The following is a 20,571-nucleotide window of genomic DNA, read 5'->3' on the forward strand; positions in this document are numbered from 1 at the left end:
CAGTATTTCACCTCCCTAGTTCCATCTTCTTCTATTAATAATGTTTATAGTTAAAAGTATAAAAAATACGGAAAATGATATATAGTAAGCTATTGAACTAGCACTAAGCATACCCATATTAAAAGGTTCATAACGTTTCATTAATGAGAACCAACCAACAAATTTTGCTATAAATCCGTCATATAAATTTTTGTTTTTTAGATAAATTATAAGAACTATCAAAGAACCTAGAATTCCTGTGGAAATACTAACAACTACATTTTGAGTATTATAATACAAAAATAAGCTTATCAGAACTACTAAAACTCCTGCAAAAATTACTCCAGATGTAATAGTTGTAGGTAGCCCACTGCCAATCCAATCAAGTATCCATATGATAAACAAGGCACCAAAGGTACCCATTGCAGCAGTAACCTGATTCTCTGTTAAGGCTGAAACGAAAATACCTATGGAAATAAAACATAGTCCTATTAGAATAAAACCTATATATGCACCAATAGTTTCACCTAATGGTATAGCTCCAAAGCTTTTTAATATTATTGGGTAAATAAAAGTTACTACCACAGCAAGCAAGAAAACAGCAGCCGCAGCTAAAAACTTACCTAAAACTATTTCCCATATTTTCAAAGGTGTCGTTAATAATAATTGATCTGTTTTTTCATGAGTTTCACTGGCAATTGTTTTCATAGTTAAAATAGGTACAAGAAATAAGAAAACAAAAATCATAGCGTAAAGTAGGTTAGGGTAAAGTCCACTGCCAGGTATTAAGTTTGATAAAGTAAAAAATATTCCTGATATTAATAGAAAAACAAATAGAAAAATATAAGATGCAGAAGAGTGAAAATATGATTTCAATTCTTTATTTAGTATTTCCAGCATCTAAAGACACCTCCTTGGTTTGTTCAGTTACTTCTAAGAATATCTCTTCCAGAGTTAGATTTAATGGTTTTATCATAAGTAGAGGTATATTTGCTTTACTGAAAGCATTAAATAAATCCTCACGTATATCTCGATCATTTTTGGATTCTACTATTAAATCTATACTATTAGGTTCTTTAACACCATCATTTTCTATGGAATTTATATTAGGTATTTCGTTTATGACTTCTTTCGCCTGATCTATTGATCCTTTTACTCTTAGACTTATTTTGGTTCCATAACTTAAGTTTTTGGATAAATCCTCCGGAGTACCTTCTGCAACAATTGAACCTTTATTTATAATTACAACTCTATCGCATATAGCACTAATTTCTGAGAGTATGTGTGAACTTAAAATAATCGTATGCTCTTTACCAAGCTCAGTAATTAAATTTCTAATTTCAATAATTTGTTTAGGATCTAATCCTACCGTTGGCTCATCTAATATAAGGACCTCAGGGTTTCCCACAATAGCTTGTGCTAATCCAACTCTTTGTTTATAGCCTTTAGAGAGATTTTTTATAAGTCTTTTTCTCACATCATTTAGCTTGATAGAATTCATAATTGTATCTATGTGTTCTTTTCTTTTACTTTTTTCAACTTTTTTCAATTTACTTACAAAATTTAGATACTCTTCAACTGTCATATCTGTGTATAAAGGAGGAATCTCTGGTAAATAGCCTATTTTCTTCTTAGCTTGAATTGGATTTTTAAATATATCAAATCCATCTATCATTACGGAGCCGTCTGTAGCGGAGAGGTAGCCAGTTACTATATTCATTGTGGTAGATTTTCCAGCTCCATTTGGTCCTAAAAGACCTAGAATTTCGCCTTTTTTTATTTCTAAGTTAATATTTTTTATGGCTACATGATTTCCATAGGATTTTGTTAAGTTTTCAATTTTAATCAACCTTATCACCTCTAGTCTATTTTTATCTTACTTGAAATTTATAACAAATGAATATGACAGTTGTGTGACATATTTATGACTAGTGTGTAAAATTATTGTTATAAATTTTAAATGTCTTTTAAGTATGTTGAAAAATTAGGAAGGACAATTTACACTACTATTAATGAAATATTAATAAAGCCGCCATAAAACTGTCACAAATAGCTTTTAAACTAAATACACATGGTGGAAGTTTATAACAGGAATCATAAATATACTGTATTAAAATTTATCATAAAGGCGGGTAAAATAAATGGATTGGTTTAAAAATATGAAAATTGGAACTAAATTAATTTCAGGTTTTATTATTGTAGCTCTATTTATAGGACTAGTAGGATCAATTGGAATATTAAGTATGAAAAAAATAAATACAGGAGCTGAAGAGCTTTATGGGAATAATATGGTATCTTTAAATAACTTACATTCTATTCATGAAAATACATTAAAAGCTCAAGTTAGTCTTATGTCACTTATATATACGCGAGATATAAGTAAGAAGCAATCGCTAGAAGACAAAATCACTCAAATTGGCAATGAAAATGACAAACTGATAGCTGAATATGAAAAGATTGGCGTTTCAGAAGGAGAAGAAAGGAATATCTATAATCAGTATAAAACTGATTTAGAAGACTATAAAAATCACCGTACTGATATTATAAATCTAATAAATGATGGTAAGTATGATGAAGCTCAATTAGCGATGAATGATTTGACAAATCGTGAGAATAAATTATTTAATGATATTAATAATTTAATAACTTTAAATGATAAGCAAGCAAAAGATACTAGTATTCAAAATAGTGCCATTTATAATAAATCTGCTATTACCATGACATCAATAATGATTTTTACATTAGCAGTTGCACTTGCATTTGGCATTATTATAACCAAAATCATAACTGGAAATATTAAAAAGATTTTATCTTTCGCAGAAAGAATGAAAAGTGGAGATTTGACTACAAATATAAATATAGTAGATAAAGATGAAATAGGAATTTTGGCACAAGATATGAATATTGCTTCAGAAAATACAAAAAAACTTATAGGAGATATTTTAAGTGATTCATGTGAGGTTAATGCATCTAGTGAAGAACTTTCTGCAACAGTAGAAGAAATAACATCCCAACTGGAGAATATAAATGAGGCAACGAAGCAAATTACTAAATTAATAGAAGAAAATAGTGCTTCTGCAGAAGAAATAAATTCATCCGAACAAGGAATAATGTCAATTATACTTATGTTAAAGAACAATGCCTATCAAGCAAGTAGTTCTTCTAAAGAGATTAAGCAAAGAGCTTTAGAAATAAAAGAAAGAGCCGAAAAATCAAGTGAAGAAGCTGAACTGCTTTACAAAGAAAAACAAAAACAAATAATAGATGCAATTGAACATGGAAAAGTTGTTCAAGATGTAAAGCAAATGGCAGAAGTTATTCAGGGAATTTCTAAGCAAACAAATTTATTAGCATTAAATGCGGCGATAGAAGCAGCGCGTGCTGGAGAACAAGGAAAAGGGTTCTCAGTAGTAGCGGAAGAAATAAGAAAACTTGCAGAGCAGTCATCTAGCACTGTATCCAGCATTGAAAATATTATAGACCAAGTTCAAGTAGCTTTTAAGAACCTTTCCATAGGTTCAGAAGATATTTTAAAATTTGTAGATGAAAAAGTTTCACCTGATTACCAAATGCTTGTTAATGTAGGAGTTCAATATGAAAAAGATGCTCTATTTGTAAATACTCTTGCAGATAATTTAGCTGAGGGTACTAAACAGATTGCCGAATCTATAGAACAAACTAATAAAGCAATAGAATATATGTCTACTTCCTCAGAAGAAACATCATCAAGTTCTCAAGATATATTAAATAATATAAATGGTATTACAAAAGCTATGGAAGAAGTTGCAAATACAGCTGAAAGTCAGGCAAAATTAGCCGAAAGACTTAATGTTAAAGTTCAAAGGTTTAAAATATAGGAGAAAGAATTTTATGGAGAGATATTATGAAAAATAAAAAAAACTTTACATTAAATGAAATTTCATTAAGAATTAGTAGCTTTGCGATACAAGCGATGCTTTATGAAGTTGCTTGTTATCCGTCACCGGGATTAGTATCTCCAGTATCCAACGGAGCACATAGGGATATGAATTATTTTACTTTTATTGATAGTACATCCACATTAAGTAATTACTTAGCTCTATTCGTACAAGAGGGCTATACAGATAGATGCTGTAAAGATATATTTAATAGTGTAAGATTCATTGGAGTGGAAGCTGAAAAAGACATGTTTAAAAAAACAAAAGGAATAAATACGCACAAAGGTATGTTATTTTTAATTGGTGTAGCTTGTGCAGCAGTTGGTAAAACCATTTATGAGGAAAAGGCTTTTAAGGAAGTACAAAATATTATAAAAGAAATGACATCAGGTATAGTAGAGAAGGAGCTTTCTAATTTGAAGGATTACTGCAATTTATCTCATGGCGAAAGGTTGTATTTAAAATATAAAAATGAGGGTGTACGAGGTGAAATTGAGAGAGGAATTCCTACAGTTTTTAATTTTTCCTTGGATTTCTATAAGCAAAGTGAAGATTTAAATATCAATGATAGATTAGTTCATACTTTAATTGGAATAATGCAAATTTGTAACGATTCTACTATAATTCATAGACATAATCCTCAAGTACTAGAGGAGGTAAAAGAAAAGGCTAAGGAGATAGTTAAGCTTGGAGGAATGAAAACTGCTTATGGTAGGGGAAAAATAAATAGCTTATGTGAAGAGTTTATAGAAAAAAACATAAGTCCTGGTGGAAGTGCTGATTTGCTTGGAGTAACAGTATTTTTGTATTTAGTAGAGCAATATATGAACAATACTAAGGTATATGTTTAGTTACCTAAATTTAGATAATTAAATACTTTTAATGTAAATTCTAAAATAAATATTAAAGTAAGAAATGCAATCTTTTAGTGATATAGAATATCTATATGTATTAAAAGGTTGCATTTTTAATGAAGAAATATAATTTATTACAAGCTATCTTAATCCTATCCATGTAGCAAGATTAAATATTGAATGAACTGTTATAGGTACCCATAAAGAATCATATTCTTTAAATAAATATCCCAAAACAAAGCTAACCAATGAAATAGATATAATAGATCCCATCAGATCAGTTTGAGATGACAACCATATTGGCATATGAATTGCTATAAATAACGTAGTAGTTAATAAATTTGCTATCCAAAAGTGAAAATGTTTTAATAACTTTTGTAGAATAAAGCCTCTAAATGGTATTTCCTCAAGTATTCCTACCAATAGTCCGCTTATCCATAGTATGCCGATATTTAAATTTATGGACCTTCCTTGTATTACAATATTCTTAATTATAAGCAATATTATAAATATAATACTTATGAAAAAACCAGATAATATACTTTTTAGTAAATTATCTTTAAGTTTTAAGTATTCAAAAGGATTAACTTTATCTCTTAATTTAAGATACAAGATAATTGGAATTATAAATATAAATAAATATAATGATAAATCAGTTATAAATAAACCTATATTAGCTGATATTTTACACCACCATCCCGTTAACTCATATATAAATTCTATATTTCAATGCTAAATATAGAATTCTGTTGTTTGAATACATTACAACAATCTAAATTAAAATAAAAGATAAATATAATTGTTATAAACAAGATTTATTTGCTAAAGCGTGATTTTAATTGTAAGCCGTATAATTGTAATTATACCAAAAAATAGTTAAAATACAAATTATGTTATTTGAATAAGAGTAAAATAGTGTAATAAATGTGTTTTAGTATAAATGTTAGTTTAGTATAAATGTTAGTTTATTATAAATATAACATATTTAAACATAAAAATATAACAAATTTTAATTATATTTAAACACTAGAATAATTAAATGTTTAGTGGTATAATATTTGGAGAAATTTATCAAATTGAGGAAAAAATGTTATAGTATTAAATGGGGAGGGAATATTATGGATATTGCTGAAAAACTTAGCGAAAAGTGTACTAGTTTTATTAAAGACAACACAAATAAAACTGAAACAGAATTAGAAAAAATTCAATATGGCATACATGTAATTTTAATCAATATATTCAAGTTACTGCTGCTTTTTATTACTGCATATTTTTTAGGTATATTAAATTACACTATTGTAGCATATTTAAGTTTTGCTACTCTTAGATCTTTTGCAAATGGAATTCATGCGAATTCTAGTATAAAATGTACTATTACTAATTATATAATTTTTTTTGGAAATGTGTATTTAAGCTTAAATTTTTCTTTAAATAAAATATATGTAGCAAGTATATTTTTAATAAGTCTTATATTGATTATATTATATGCGCCAGCAGACACAGAAGAACGCCCACTTATAAGTAAGAACCTAAGAGGTAAATTAAAGATTAAATCTATTTTAATCGTTTTGGGATTTGGTATTATAACCCTATTATTGCCAGGTAGTGTATATACGAATTTAATTGTCTATTCTACCTTACAAGAGGCTATACTAATTACTCCGATGATTTATATTATATTTGGGAAAAAATATAAAAATTATGAAAGAATTAAAATTTAGATAACCTATTTTTGTAAAACTTATAGTGTTATTACTACGAGATTATTATTTTATTAATTTGTAGCAATTGACATAATACCTATAGCAGAAGTAGATTGAAATAGAAAAGATATTATTAGTGAGAGGAGATGTAAAGATGCTTAATGTTATACTTTGTGAAGATAATAGTTATCAAAGAGAACAGATTGAAACTATTATTAGAGATGAACTGAAAAAATTAAATTTAAATATGAGTATTGTCTTATCTACTAATACCCCAGAGAATGTAATTACATACTTAGAGAAATATAAAACGAATACATTTTTATACTTCTTAGATGTTGATTTAAGATCTAAAGTAAATGGAATAGAACTTGCGAAAATAATTAGAAAAAGTGATCCTATGGGTTATATCGTATTTGTAACATCTCATGCAGAACTCACATTACTTACGTTTCAATACAAGGTACAAGCCATGGATTATATAGTTAAAAATAATTTGAGTAGTATAAAAGATAAAATTAGTGAATGCATTAACGAAGCCTATAATGATTATAAAAATTCCAATACTATTAAAACAAATTCCATACAAATAAATGCTGGAAATAAAGTTATTTATTTTAATCTTGATGATATTTTATTCTTTGAGACAACCAGTAAGGATCACAAGATAAGAATACATACTTGTGATGAACAGCTGGAGTTTTACGGAACATTAAAAGAAATTGAAAAAATGGTATCTTCCAATTATTACAAACCTCATAGATCCTATTTAGTAAACACCAAGAAAATAAAAGCAATTGATAAAGACAATTCTATTATATATATGATAAATGGTGAATCTTGTTATGTAGCTGCAAGATATTTGAAAGGATTGTTGAATAAATGTTCAATTTGATTTTCAAAATATTGTACCCATTAATTTTAGTGCTTAGCATTACAAGCATTATGGTCAATATTTCACCGGATAAACTAGAAAAAAGAAGCATAGGTATATTTATTGTAATAAACTATTTTATCACTATACTTATACACGCTTATATGAAAGATACTATATTAGCAATAGTAGTAATTTTTAGTATGTTTTTGTATTTATATATAGTTTCTGGACATATATGGAGATCTATAGTTATAGCTCTATGTGTAAACATTATTTTTGCTGCAAGTGATGCTATAGTAGGATTTATTGATATTAATATTTTAAATTTTACCTATTCCCAAGTAATTAGTAATTTAAAAATATATTTTGCTACAGGATTGCTTATCCTTTTAATTTCTCATTTTCTCAGCAAAATAATGAGAATAATTTACAATAGAATATATACTGAAGGTAGCAATATCAAGGAATATTTAAAGGAGAACTTAATAGCGATTTTGTATATAGTGTCAGGGTTAGTTATTGTAAATGTTCACTTGGTAATGTATAAAAATTTAGTTAAATCTATAGGCAGGATTAACACTTTTTTAAACATGATATTCTTAATAGAGTTTATTGGTATGTCAGTTTTACTGATACACTCAAGTATTAAAAATATTAAAAATAAGCTTCTACAAGAATATAAAGAAAAGGAGTACCAGCAACTTAAAGAGTATACAGATAAAATTGAGTATATGGATAGTGATTTGAGAAGATTTAAGCATGACTATATAAATATACTTCAAACATTAGGTGGATACATAGAAACAGGAGATATTGAAGGATTAAAGGAATTTTATCATAACGATTTACTGAAAGAAAGTAACAAAATAATAGATAAAGATAGACATCTATCTTTACTAAAACACATCAAAATAGATGCACTAAAGGCATTGATATCTTCAAAAATTATTAATGCATACTCATGTAGCATAGAAATACAAATAGAAATTATTGATGATATACATGAGTTATCTATGAACACCATAGATATATGTAGGATTACTGGAATATTTATTGATAACGCTATAGAGGCAGCAATTCTATGTGACAAAAAAGATGTTAAAATTGCTATAGTAAGAAATGATGATTCTACAGTATTTATTATAAGTAATTCATGCTTAGAAGACACTCCACCAATTTATAAAATATACGAAGAAAATTTTTCTACGAAAGGTGATAACAGAGGAATTGGACTGAAAACAGTTAGATTCATTGTCAATGAAAAATATGATAATGTAATTCTAAATACTAAAATTAAAGATTGTGTATTCAAACAAGAATTAATAATATATGATTTAAAGGCATGATAACTTAAAAAGTTTCATGCCTTTTGTTATGCAGTTAGTCCATTTTGTATAAAGACTTTGGCATCTTAGGCTCTCCAAATGTGTGTACCCAGCACATTGAGGAGGAGGTTGTTGCAACAAGCATTGCAATTGTACTTGCAAACAATGCTATAAGTCTTTTTGTAGTTCTTTTTTCCATATTCTCTACAATCCCTTCTAAATTTAAATTGATATAATAGTTAGATTATAACATTTAATTTACAAGTTGTTCCATAAAATATCGTGAAATACATGTATTTATATCGTAAAATATACCTATTATATTCTGCAGCGTAAAAAGCTACAGAAGTTACCTTTTCAATGTAACAAATTGAATATTATAACAGCTATCAGAATAAAGGTAAATATAAATGTCGTAAATTTATATTATTATGCCGCAAGTGTGCTTTTATGTAAATTAAGTCATTTTATGACGTTATAAGTTGATCTCATGGTATTTGTATTTAAGTATTTTCCATATGTAGATATAATTAGATTAAACTAATTATTGACTATAAATTTTATAGTTTTTAGTTAGTAAATAAATGAATATAGGGGGAATATTCTTATGAAAAAAATCAAATATCTTGTTGCTACTATTATGATAAGCACCTTCATGATTACAGGTCCAGCTGTAAAAGCTGCACCAAACGATGGGCATAATTTTACTAAAGGCAAGTTATCAGAAAAATTAACAAAAGATATGAGCGGTGTTCAAAAGTTCTTTAATGATAACAAAGGTAAATTTGAAGTAGAAAATGTAGAAAATGATCTTACAAAAATTGATGAGAAAAACGATAGCCTAAATTTTAAACATATAAAGCTCCAACAAATCGTACAAGGTATTCCTGTCTACGGAAATCAATATATTGTTCACTTTAATAAAAATGGCGAAATATACGCAGTAAATGGAAAATTCGACTCATCAGCAAAAAATATTAAAATTAATAAAGAAAAATTTATTAGTGAAAATAAAGCAATAGAAACAGCAAAATCTCAAGTCAAATTTGATACTCTTGAAATAACTCCTAAGGCAAAGTCTTATATATATAAAGTAAACAATGAATACATTCCAGTTTATGAAGTAAGAATTAATTTTATAAGTCCTGAACCAGGAGATTGGCATTTCTTTATAAATGCTTACAATGGACAAGTTGTTGATAAATATAATTCCATTACTAAAGTAGCAACTACTGGTACTGGAGCCGGAGTGCTAGGGGACACAAAAACATTGAATTTGGACAAAGTCACAGTTGGATCAAAAACTCAATATCAAATGAAAGATACAACCCGTGGCGCTCAAATTACTACTTATAATTCTAAAAATACCTCTGCAGAGCCTGGAACTTTAATTTATTCAACTACAAATGTAATTAGTGACAAGGCTGCAGTAGATGCACATTATTACGCAGGAGTTGTATATGATTACTTCAAAAATAAATTTAACAGAAGCGGAATAGATGGGAATAATATGGCTATGAAATCAAGTGTTCACTATTTAAGAAATTGGGTTAACGCACAATGGACTGGTACTCAAATGATGTATGGTGATGGTGATGGAGTTAAAGCTACAGCATTATCAGGAAGTCTTGATGTAGTTGGCCATGAAATGACTCATGGTGTTGATCAATATGAAGCTAATCTTACCTACAGGGATCAATCTGGTGCATTAAATGAATCTCTTTCGGATTCCTTTGGAACATTTATTGAGTTCTATGCTCAACCATCAAAAGCAGATTGGCTTTTAGGAGAAGATGTATGGACTCCTAATACACCAGGAGATGCACTTAGAAGTATGGCAAATCCTACTCTTTATGGTCAGCCAGATAATATGAAAAATTATGTATATACCTCTGATGATAATGGAGGCGTTCATACTAATAGTGGAATACCTAATAAGGCATGTTATCTAACTGCTACAAATCCAAGTGTCGGAGTTCAAAAGGCAGAACAAATTTATTACAGAGCATTATGTAACTATTTAACATCAAGTTCTACATTCCATGATGCTAGATCAGCACTTGCACAATCTGCAGAAGATCTTTATGGAGCAAATAGTCCAGAATATAACGCTGTAATCAGTGCGTGGGATAGTGTAGGAGTTAACTAATAACTTCAGTTATTTAAAATAAAAATCTAAGTTGGTAATACTACCCGAAAGTGAATATAGCATACCTTATTATAAAAAGCATGTGGCTTATAATTGAAATATTATAAGTACCACATGCTTTATTTATATTATAATTTTATCTTAACAGTATACTTCTAATATTATAGTTACCATAAGTAATATATCACAACAGACTAATTTGCTTTCACTTAATGCTTCTATTGAAGCTGCCAGAGCTGGTGAATATGGTAGAGGGTTTACAGTAGTTGCTGATGAAATTAGGGCATTATCTGATGAAACAAAATCAGCTACTGATAATATTCAAAATATAATTAAGGATATTACTACTGTGGCTAATCTTACAAATGAATCCTTAGATCAAACCAGTAAAATAACAGAGAATCAAATGTTTGCATTTAAAGAGGTGCAAGAAGCCTTTAATGGGATGAACAGCTTTCTGCAAAAGATGATAGCTATAACCCATGATATAACAAAAGAAGTTAATAAGTGTTTTCAAGATTAAGTAAGAGAATTTTCTTTTCAGAACCCATTATGATTATATAAAGTTTCTATTCTTGCCGTACATAGGAGCAACCGCCTGAAGCAGCTTAAATAGCTGTTTACAGGCGGCTATGTTTTAGGTAGATATTATATTATGCTTTGATTGCAAAGCGTAGTTTAGCACAAATTGCACGACTATTGGCATGGCATTCTTCTGCTGATGGGCGAATAGGCTCTGTTGCTATTTCTGAATAAATGCCTTCACGGAAAAAGTGTTGGAAAGATTTTTTTACGCGGCGATCTTCTCCTGAGTGAAAGGTAAGTATGGCAACACGACCGCCCTTAGCTAAGACATTGGGAAGTTTTTCTAAAAACTCATCTAACACTTCAAACTCTTTATTCACATTAATTCTGAGAGCTTGAAAGGTTCGCTGACAGGACTTTTTAATATCAGAGTCTTTAATCTTTGGAACATATTTTAGAGCATCTTTTATTATATTTCTAAGTTGTGTTGTTGATGTTATGTCAATTCCCTTTTTTATGCTAGAAAGAATGGCGCGAGAGATTACTGCAGCATGAGGCTCGTCAGCATTTTCTATTAACATATCTTCTATTTCAAATAATGTCATTTCTTTTAAAAGTTCTGCTGCAGAGATACCCGCATTTGGATTAAGTCTTAAGTCCAATGGCCCTTCAGCCTTAAAGGTAAACCCTCTATCAGGGTTGTCTATTTGCATAGAAGAAACCCCTAAGTCTGCTAGTATAAAATCAAAGGACTCTAGTTCGGAGGTAACTTGATCTATTTGAGAAAAATTCATTTGCTTAATTTCTAAAATTTCAGAACCATAACCCAAATGTTCTAAACGTTCTTTGGTTTTTGGCAATTCAATAGGATCTACATCAAGTGCATACATGCGGCCCTTTGAATCTAAACATTTAAGCATTTCTAAAGTATGGCCACCATAACCTAGTGTTGCATCTAAACCAGTTTGACCTGGTTTAATTTGCAGTATTTCCAATATCTCTTTAACGCAAATTGAAATATGCATACCAGCAGGTGTGTTACCCTTCTGAATAATCTTTGCAATATCCTCAGCATATTTCTCAGGATTCAATTCCTTGTATTTTTCTTTAAAATTCTTAGGGTGAGTGCCTTTATATCGAGGCCGTCTCTTATGTTTTACTGGATCTTTTTCATCCAATGTGTTATCTAGGCTCATTTTCTTACCTCATTTTTATAATATATTTTTGTTTTTTTGTTACAAATTTTATGATAGCAGATGCAGTTTGTTAAAGCAACACCAATAGCTTAGCTTTTAATTTGACTGTTCAATATAGCACATACATCGTGAAGTTTTAAGAAAGTATTTACAATATTTCTTAAATTGTGAAGTAATGGAGGAAATAGTTCTAAACAACAAGGAACGCTAAGAGTTGAGAAATATATTAATATGTGATAATTATTATTACCACGGAGAAAATAAAACCATCTTAAATTTGAAGATGGGGTAGAGGATATGAGCAAAAATAAAAATAATCTTAGTATGTGCAATTTGTTTAATTGGTGTATTTGTACTAGCAACAGCGTCTGGATATAAATACTACAATTACACTAAACAATTGGATAAAGGAATAAAATGTAAGTGGATTTATGATAAAATTTATATAAAAACTATATAGAGTGATGAGAAAATGGTAGGAATTATAAAAAATATATTTGTAGATAATTGGGGTGTGTTTGAAGAATTGAATAGAGGTAACATAAGAAGCGTTGTTTATAAGCATGTGGTTTAAATAAAATATTAAGAACCACATGCTTATTTATATTATAATTCTATCTTAACATTATACTCCTTAAGCCAAGTATTAACCTGTATCAAGTAAGCTAGTAGCTGAGGCCCCCTCATAAGCTGACCAAACCAAGGCTCTTTAAAAGAGGAACCACCTGTCTCAATCAAAGTTTTTACTGAATTCTTATCTATCAAATCAAGAATAGGTGATGATTTATCACTTATTATATCTGTCATCCAGTTTTGAACTATCTTTGTATATTCAGGATTATGAGTTTTAGGATATGGGCTCTTCTTTCTATCTATAACATCGCTAGGAAGAATTCCTCTTAAGGCTTTTCTGAGTATGCCCTTTTCTCTATTATTGCAGAACTTAATTTCGGAAGGAATATTAAATGCATACTCAACTAACCTGTGGTCTGCAAAAGGTACTCTTACTTCTAGACTGTTCGACATACTCATCCTATCTTTTCTATTTAATAGTGTAATCATAAACCATTTCATATTTAGATAGAACAATTCTCTCATTCTATGCTCAAGCTTGGACTCACCATCTAAGTGGGGAACCTGTTTTATAGATTTTTGATATTCTTCGTTTAGATAACCTTCTAAATCCAAAGATTTAAGTTGATCAGACAAGAGCTGTTTTCTGGCACTTACTGATTTAGACCAAGGGAATGTATCTGCATAAACATCTTCAGGTCTTCTAAACCAAGGATATCCTCCAAAGATTTCATCTGCACACTCACCTGATAATGCAACAGTAGCATGTTTTCTTATTTCTTTACAGAAAAGATACAGGGATGAATCTATATCAGCCATACCGGGCAAATCACTGGCCTTTACTGAGTCTACAAGAGCTTGAGCTAAATCTTTACTGCTGTTAACTATATTGTAGTGATTACTGCCAATATATTTTGACATTTTTAAAGCCCACTCTTTATCAGAGGTAGGTTCAAATTCATTAGATTCAAAGAATGCATCGTTGTTTTCATAATCTATAGAATAGGTATCTAAAGTTAAACCTTTCTTTTTAAATTCAAAAGCTGCCACTGCTGAAATAATACTGGAATCTAAGCCACCAGATAAGAAAGTACAAACAGGAACATCGGCAACCAGCTGTCTTTTCACTGCATCAATTAAAAGACTTTTTACATGGTCAGCAGTAGTATTCTCATCTTCGGTGTGAATATTACATTTTAACTTCCAGTATTCTTTCAGTTTTAGACCATCCTTATCATAAATCATATAGTAAGCAGGAGGCAGTTCATGAATATCCTTGAATATTCCGCTTCCTAAGCCGCGGGCAGGTCCCAAAGCAAAAATTTCAGTTAGGCCTTCTTTAGTTACTATAGGTTCAACATAAGGATGGGCAAGTAGGGTCTTGATTTCCGATCCGAATATAAGAGAATTACCCTTAATAGTATAGAAGAGAGGCTTAACTCCTAAAGGGTCTCTTGCCATAAACACTTTGTTATCAGAATCATTCCACACTGCAAAAGCATATATACCATTGATATATTTTACACAATTTAATCCCCAGTGAATGTAAGATACCAAAAGTACTTCAGTATCAGAATAAGATTCAAAAGAATAACCTTCGCCTATGAGAATTCTTCTCAAGTCTTCTGTGTTATAAAGTTCGCCATTATATACAATAACGTATTTGTTTCCGGCAATTGTTTTAATCATTGGTTGAGCGCCACCTTTTGGATCTACAACCACAAGTCTTCTATGTCCTAAAGATGCATGCCTTGAAAAAAAGTAGCCTTCATCATCTGGTCCCCTTTTGCTTAAGGTTTTTGTCATGTTTTGAACTATTATTTTCTCTTTGGAAATATCTCTGTTAAAATTAATCCAGCCAGCAATTCCGCACATTTTCGTTCCTCCAATTTTTATTTCTAATGTACTATATTTGTTATAATTTATAGTTTATGCTTCAAAAATTTATATGTTACTTTTGCAAGTGTACTAATAGGAGAATTGAATTTTTATAAGTTTTCTTAAGAAAGTATATTTGATGATATATATAAATGCGCCAATATGGAACAATTTACGTTTGTGTTCATATTTATCGCAACAAAATGGAACAAATTATATTGAATATTCCATTTTTTTGGAGTATTATAATAATTGAAGATAGCTATTAATTATTTTAAGGGGGACATTAAGTTATGAAAAGATTTTCCTTACTATTCGCGGGGTTAGCTGTTGTGTTATCTCTAGCAGGATGTGGAAGTAAACAAGCTCAATCAACACAGGCAGAACAAAAACAAGAAAGGACAATGATTCTAGCAACTACAACAAGTACTCAAGATTCAGGATTATTAGATAATATACTTCCTGTTTTTGAGAAAGAAAGTGGTATAAAAGTTAAAGTTGTAGCAAAGGGAACTGGAGAAGCAATGAAGATGGGGGAAAGAGGAGATGCTGATTGCTTACTTGTTCACGCAAAAGCACAAGAAGAAAAGTTTGTAAAAGATGGGTTTGGGGTAAAAAGATATGACGTCATGTATAATGATTTTATAATAGTAGGACCTAAAAATGACCCTGCTAAGATTAAAGAGCAAGCAGCAAGTGATCCTATAAAGGCGTTAAAACTTATAAGTGAAAGTAAATCACCTTTTATATCAAGAGGAGATGAATCTGGAACACACTCAAAAGAAAAAGAACTTTGGAAGGCTGCGGGAATAACCCCAAGCGGAAGTTTTTATATTTCAGCAGGAAAGGGAATGGGAGCAGTACTTCAAATGGCAAAAGAAAAGAATGCATATACTCTAACAGATAGAGCTACATATCTATCAATGAAGGACAAGCTTGATTTAATAATTGTGACAGAGAAAAATGACAAGTTATACAATCAGTATGGTGTAATAAAATTAAACCCTGAGAAACATAAAATAAAGGAAAAAGAAGCAGATGAATTTATAACATGGATACTATCAGATAAAACTCAAAAGCTTATTAGCGAGTTCGGAAAAGATAAATTTAATCAATCATTATTTATTCCAAACGCTAAAAAGTAGTTATAGTTGAACCTGTGGCATTATCAAAGGTATGCCCAGGTTCAATTTAAGTAGATATACAAAATCTTAGGTAGATATCCCAAATCTATGATTTGGTGATAGTCACTTACATAGAGTGCTGATTTTGATATGATCACTTACACAGAGTGCTGATTTGAAGTGAATCGCTTACTCAGCGAGTACTCATTCGACAATAGGAGAAGGAGTTTGATTTTAAAATATAGATAAATAATATAAAAGTTAGGAGTGATGAAGGTGGATTTATTTAATGTGGTTTCTGTTAACGAGGCGCAGGATATTTTGAATAAGAAATTTTATTATAAATTAGAAAAAGAAGAAATTGATTTAGAAAAGGCTATTGGAAGAATACTTTATGAGGACATTATATCAAAAGTAAATGTTCCTGAATTTAGAAGATCAACAGTGGATGGTTATGCAGTAAATTGCAAGGATGTAGCTGGAGCTAGCGAATCCATACCGGCTATGCTTAATTTAAAGGGAGAAGTTTTAATGGGTGAATTAGCTGGCTACAGCATAGATTTGCCAGGGGAGTGTGTTTATGTTCCAACGGGAGGTATGATTCCTGACGGGGCAGATGCGGTAGTTATGATAGAATATACAGAAAAATTAGATGAGGAAACAATACTCATAAATTCAACTTGTGCTAATGGTGATAATGTGGTACAAATCGGTGATGACGTATCTATTAATGAAGTTGTCATAAAAAAAGGGACAAAGTTAAGACCCTATGAAATAGGGGTTTTATCCAGCTTAGGATTTACAGAAATCCCTGTATTTAAAAAACCAAAGGTAGGTATAATTTCAACTGGAGATGAAATTGTTGGTATAAGCGAAAGACCAAAGCTAGGACAAGTAAGAGACATAAATACCTATTTACTTTACTCATCTATATTGAAAGATGAAGCAGAGCCAATAAATTATGGTGTAGTTAAAGATGAATATGAATTGTTAAAAAATACGGTGGATAAGGCTTTAAAGCAATGTGATTTAGTTTTGATCTCAGGGGGAAGTTCTGTAGGAGTAAAAGATCAAACTATAAAGGTAATAGGTTCATTTGAAGAATCTGAAGTGTTAGTTCATGGAATTGCCATTAAGCCAGGTAAACCAACAATAATTTCAAAGGTATGCGGAAAGGCTGTTTTTGGTCTTCCAGGACATCCGCTTTCTTGTGCTATTATATATCAGATTATCGTAAAAAACTTTATTAACAAATTGCAAAACAATAGAGATGAAGAATATCCAGTTCAGTGCAGATTTTCAATAAACTATCATAAAGCCAAAGGAAGAGAAGAATATCTACCGGTAGTGTTAAAAAATGTGGATAATGAATTTATAGCTGAGCCTATATTTTCAAAGTCAGGTCTTATTACAGGATTTTCAAAAGCCTACGGGTATATAAAAATAGATAAAAATATAGAGGGATTAAGAGAAGGAGAAGAGGTTTTAGTTTATAGATTTAGCTAAGACATCTGAAAGAAAATAGCAGGTCAAAGATGCTGTGGATATTTTAAATCAGATGTCTCAATAAGAATGGGGGATTACAGTGGGTCAAAATTTATATTTATCAAATTATGAGCTTAATGAAGCGATAAAAATATTATTTGAAAAAATCGAAGAAAAAGGTTATTACGAAGAAATAGATACGGAGAAAGCTTGTGAAAGAATCACATGGGAACCAATATACTCTGTAATATCATCACCTTTTTATAATTGCTCAGCTATGGATGGTATTGCCTTAAAGTCAGAAAGCACATATGGAGCCTCTGAAAAAAATCAAATTGAATTCAAAGAGGGAAAAGACTATATTGTTGTCGATACGGGAGATCCAATACCTAAAGAGTATGATTGTGTGATTATGGTAGAAGACTTAATTGGAAATAAGGAGGATAGCGTAAAAATATATAAAAGTTCAGTAGCATGGCAAAATATAAGGCCTTTAGGAGAAGATATAGTTGAAAATCAACTTATAGTTCCTTCCAATCACAAAATTCGTCCCGTAGATATAGGTGCAATGCTTGCAGGCGGAGTAAATAAGGTTAAGGTGTACAAAAGTCCAGTTGTAGGTATTATTCCTACCGGTACGGAACTAGTAGAACCAGGTAGTGACCTGAAAGTGGGAGATATTATAGATTTCAATTCAAGGGTATTTTCTGCACAAGTTTTAGAGTTTGGAGGAGTTCCAAAAGGTATGGAATATTAAAAGATGATTATGAGCTTATAAAGAATACTTTAATAAAAGCAGTAGAGGAATGCGATATAGTGCTTATAAATGCTGGTTCTTCAGCTGGAAGGGAGGACTATACAGCAGATGTAATTAGAGAATTAGGTGAAGTTTTTATACATGGTGTGGCAATTAAACCAGGTAAGCCTGTAATAATGGGAAAAGTTGGAGGTAAGCCTGTAATTGGAATACCTGGATATCCTGTGTCAGCTTATTTTGTTATGGAGTCTGTAGTAAAAAAACTCATTGAACAGTATATTGGTTTTGAAGGGAAAGAGTTAAAAAAGGTAAATGCAACAATATCAAGGAGAGTGATGTCTTCTTTAAAATATCATGAATTTGTAAGAATAAAATTAGGATATGTAGGAAATAAGCTTATAGCAACCCCATTAACTAGAGGAGCAGGTGCTACCATGTCATTGGTTAGAGCTGATGGAATCCTTGAAATTCCGCAAAGTGTAGAAGGTATTGAAGCTGGTAAACAAGTAGAAGTTAAGCTATTAAAAGAGGAACAAGACATTAGAAACACTATCGTATGTATAGGAAGTCATGACCCAATAATAGATATATTGGCTGATTTAATACATGTTAAGAAAAAAGATTATTATTTATCGTCAGCACATGTTGGAAGTATGGGCGGAATAATGGCATTAAGAAGTGGGGAAACACACATAGCACCTATTCATTTGTTAGATATGGAAAATGGAGAGTATAATACATCCTATATAAGAAAATATTTATCAGACAAAAATATAAAATTAATAAAGTGTGTAAAGAGAATTCAAGGATTGATGGTTCAAAAGGGAAATCCTTTGAATATAAATTCAATTAGGGATATATCAGAAAAAAGTTATAGATTTGTAAATAGACAAAGAGGAGCTGGTACAAGATTATTATTTGATTACAACTTAAAAAAGTTAAATATAAGTCCTAAGGAGATTACAGGATATGAGAGAGAGGAATATACTCACTTAGCAGTAGCTGCGGCGGTTGGAAGTGGTGATGCAGACTGCGGACTTGGAGTTTACTCAGCAGCTAAGATGATGAATTTAGATTTTATACCTATTTGTAATGAGGAGTATGATTTAGCTATCCCAAACGAATATTTAGAACTAGGTATAATTAAAGGGTTATTAGAGGTTATGAAAAGCAGAGAGTTTTTAAAGGAACTAGAAAAATTAGGGGGATATGAATATTCGGATATTGGTACTATAATATAATTAAATAACAGAAGGGAGTTTGAAAATGAATGATAGATACGGGAGAAGCATAGATTATCTTAGGGTTTCTCTTACAGATAGGTGCAATTTAAGGTGTATATACTGCATGCCTGAAGAAGGGGTATATAAAAAATCACATGAAGAAATATTGCGATTTGAGGAAATTTTAAAGATTGTAAATGCTGCTGCTCTTCTTGACGTAAAAAAGATAAGATATACAGGGGGAGAGCCCTTAATATTAAAGGGAATAGAAGAGCTCATTGAAAAAACTTCAAAAATATCTGGAGTTAAAGATATAGCTATAACTACTAATGGAATCTTACTTGAGGATTTAGCGGATAAGTTAAAAGCGTCAGGTTTAAATAGAGTGAATATAAGTCTTGATACTTTAAAGGAAGATAAATTTAAGGAGATCACTAGAGGTGGAGATATAAATAAAGTTTTAAGAGCTATACAAAAATGTATAAACATTGGACTCACACCTGTAAAAATAAATACAGTACTTATAAAAGGAATTAATGACGATGAAATTTCTGACTTTATTAATCTTACAAGAGAGCTTCCAGTAGAAATTAGATTTATAGAGCTTATGCCAATTGGACAAGGTGAAAAGCTTTATGAAAAAGGATTTATGTCATCAGATGAAGTTATAGCTAGATTTTCAGAGCTAAAGCCTCTAGAAACAAATAAAAATAGTACAGCCTCTTTATATGAAATGAAAAACTCGAAAGGAAAGGTTGGGTTTATAAGCCCTTTAAGTTGTAAGTTCTGCGCAAGTTGTAATAGAATACGACTTACATCTACGGGTACTATAAAGCCTTGTCTTCATTCAGCCAATGAGTTGAATATAAAAGATTATTTGAATAATGAAGTTTTACTCACATCATCATTGAAAGATGCTATATACAATAAGCCTTCACAGCATAACTTAGAATGTGATAAAAAAAGCAGTAGCAGTAAAATGATGTATCAAATAGGAGGATAACTG

At 30.3% G+C, this 20,571-nt stretch carries 16 protein-coding genes and 1 pseudogene; 11 read left to right on the forward strand and 6 right to left on the reverse strand.

Going from position 1 to position 20,571, the window contains the following annotated elements:
• Window positions 1-15 precede the first annotated feature (15 nt).
• Together RCG18_RS10620 and RCG18_RS10625 are read right to left on the reverse strand one after the other, a co-directional pair.
• Complete coding sequence (locus RCG18_RS10620) at window positions 16-879, reverse strand: ABC transporter permease subunit (RefSeq protein WP_308041265.1); 864 nt, start codon at window positions 877-879, stop codon at window positions 16-18.
• Window positions 860-1,828 (reverse strand): ABC transporter ATP-binding protein, encoded by a 969-nt coding sequence (locus tag RCG18_RS10625; protein WP_308041266.1) that lies wholly within the window; start codon window positions 1,826-1,828, stop codon window positions 860-862. Before RCG18_RS10625 ends, RCG18_RS10620 begins: the two co-directional genes overlap by 20 nt.
• Before the next feature lie 292 nt (window positions 1,829-2,120).
• Between RCG18_RS10625 and RCG18_RS10630 the strand changes: the two genes are divergently transcribed.
• Together RCG18_RS10630 and citG are read left to right on the forward strand one after the other, a co-directional pair.
• The gene (locus RCG18_RS10630) at window positions 2,121-3,836 is read left to right on the forward strand and encodes a methyl-accepting chemotaxis protein (protein WP_308041267.1); all 1,716 of its coding nucleotides are present in this window, start codon (window positions 2,121-2,123) and stop codon (window positions 3,834-3,836) included.
• 26 nt (window positions 3,837-3,862) lie between these two features.
• Window positions 3,863-4,747 carry a triphosphoribosyl-dephospho-CoA synthase CitG gene (gene citG / locus RCG18_RS10635; protein WP_308041268.1) on the forward strand — a complete coding sequence of 295 codons (885 nt, stop codon included), beginning with the start codon at window positions 3,863-3,865 and terminating at the stop codon, window positions 4,745-4,747.
• Between the two features lie 144 nt (window positions 4,748-4,891).
• On the opposite strand, the gene RCG18_RS10640 is transcribed toward citG, so the two are convergent.
• A complete protein-coding gene (locus RCG18_RS10640; RefSeq protein ID WP_308041269.1) occupies window positions 4,892-5,362 on the reverse strand; it encodes a CPBP family intramembrane glutamic endopeptidase in 471 nt (156 codons plus the stop codon).
• Between the two features lie 506 nt (window positions 5,363-5,868).
• On the opposite strand from RCG18_RS10640, the gene RCG18_RS10645 reads away from it, so the two are divergent.
• From RCG18_RS10645 to RCG18_RS10655, 3 genes are all read left to right on the forward strand, one after another.
• Window positions 5,869-6,471, forward strand: coding sequence for an accessory gene regulator B family protein (locus RCG18_RS10645; RefSeq protein ID WP_308041270.1), 603 nt, complete (start codon window positions 5,869-5,871; stop codon window positions 6,469-6,471).
• A gap of 136 nt (window positions 6,472-6,607) precedes the next feature.
• Window positions 6,608-7,348 carry a LytTR family DNA-binding domain-containing protein gene (locus RCG18_RS10650; RefSeq protein WP_308041271.1) on the forward strand — a complete coding sequence of 247 codons (741 nt, stop codon included), beginning with the start codon at window positions 6,608-6,610 and terminating at the stop codon, window positions 7,346-7,348.
• Window positions 7,336-8,676 (forward strand): GHKL domain-containing protein, encoded by a 1,341-nt coding sequence (locus RCG18_RS10655; RefSeq protein ID WP_308041272.1) that lies wholly within the window; start codon window positions 7,336-7,338, stop codon window positions 8,674-8,676. Before RCG18_RS10650 ends, RCG18_RS10655 begins: the two co-directional genes overlap by 13 nt.
• 34 nt (window positions 8,677-8,710) lie before the next feature.
• On the opposite strand, the gene RCG18_RS10660 is transcribed toward RCG18_RS10655, so the two are convergent.
• Window positions 8,711-8,854 carry a cyclic lactone autoinducer peptide gene (locus RCG18_RS10660; protein WP_308041273.1) on the reverse strand — a complete coding sequence of 48 codons (144 nt, stop codon included), beginning with the start codon at window positions 8,852-8,854 and terminating at the stop codon, window positions 8,711-8,713.
• A 408-nt stretch (window positions 8,855-9,262) separates the two neighbouring features.
• On the opposite strand from RCG18_RS10660, the gene RCG18_RS10665 reads away from it, so the two are divergent.
• On the forward strand, window positions 9,263-10,804 hold the full coding sequence (locus tag RCG18_RS10665; protein ID WP_308041274.1) for a M4 family metallopeptidase: 1,542 nt from the start codon (window positions 9,263-9,265) through the stop codon (window positions 10,802-10,804).
• A 163-nt stretch (window positions 10,805-10,967) separates the two neighbouring features.
• The gene (locus tag RCG18_RS10670) at window positions 10,968-11,327 is read left to right on the forward strand and encodes a methyl-accepting chemotaxis protein (protein WP_308042000.1); all 360 of its coding nucleotides are present in this window, start codon (window positions 10,968-10,970) and stop codon (window positions 11,325-11,327) included.
• Between the two features lie 130 nt (window positions 11,328-11,457).
• Here the strand turns inward: RCG18_RS10670 and rsmH are convergent, their stop codons facing one another.
• Window positions 11,458-12,525 (reverse strand): 16S rRNA (cytosine(1402)-N(4))-methyltransferase RsmH, encoded by a 1,068-nt coding sequence (gene rsmH / locus RCG18_RS10675; RefSeq protein WP_308041275.1) that lies wholly within the window; start codon window positions 12,523-12,525, stop codon window positions 11,458-11,460.
• A gap of 606 nt (window positions 12,526-13,131) precedes the next feature.
• On the reverse strand, window positions 13,132-14,973 hold the full coding sequence (asnB, locus tag RCG18_RS10680; RefSeq protein ID WP_308041276.1) for an asparagine synthase (glutamine-hydrolyzing): 1,842 nt from the start codon (window positions 14,971-14,973) through the stop codon (window positions 13,132-13,134).
• A 296-nt stretch (window positions 14,974-15,269) separates the two neighbouring features.
• Between asnB and RCG18_RS10685 the strand changes: the two genes are divergently transcribed.
• From RCG18_RS10685 to moaA, 4 genes and pseudogenes are all read left to right on the forward strand, one after another.
• Window positions 15,270-16,121, forward strand: a complete 852-nt coding sequence (locus RCG18_RS10685) for a substrate-binding domain-containing protein (protein ID WP_308041277.1) — start codon at window positions 15,270-15,272, stop codon at window positions 16,119-16,121.
• 255 nt (window positions 16,122-16,376) lie between these two features.
• Window positions 16,377-17,606: a molybdopterin molybdotransferase MoeA gene (locus tag RCG18_RS10690; RefSeq protein WP_308041278.1), complete on the forward strand. Its 1,230-nt coding sequence runs from the start codon at window positions 16,377-16,379 to the stop codon at window positions 17,604-17,606.
• Window positions 17,607-17,685: 79 nt separating this feature from the next.
• Window positions 17,686-19,583, forward strand: a pseudogene (locus RCG18_RS10695) (molybdopterin biosynthesis protein).
• Window positions 19,584-19,608: 25 nt separating this feature from the next.
• Entirely contained in the window at window positions 19,609-20,568 is a 960-nt protein-coding gene (moaA, locus tag RCG18_RS10700; RefSeq protein ID WP_308041279.1) for a GTP 3',8-cyclase MoaA, read from the forward strand.
• Window positions 20,569-20,571: the final 3 nt, after the last annotated feature.

This window comes from Clostridium sp. OS1-26, from assembly GCF_030915445.1.
Taxonomy (GTDB): domain Bacteria; phylum Bacillota; class Clostridia; order Clostridiales; family Clostridiaceae; genus Clostridium_AM.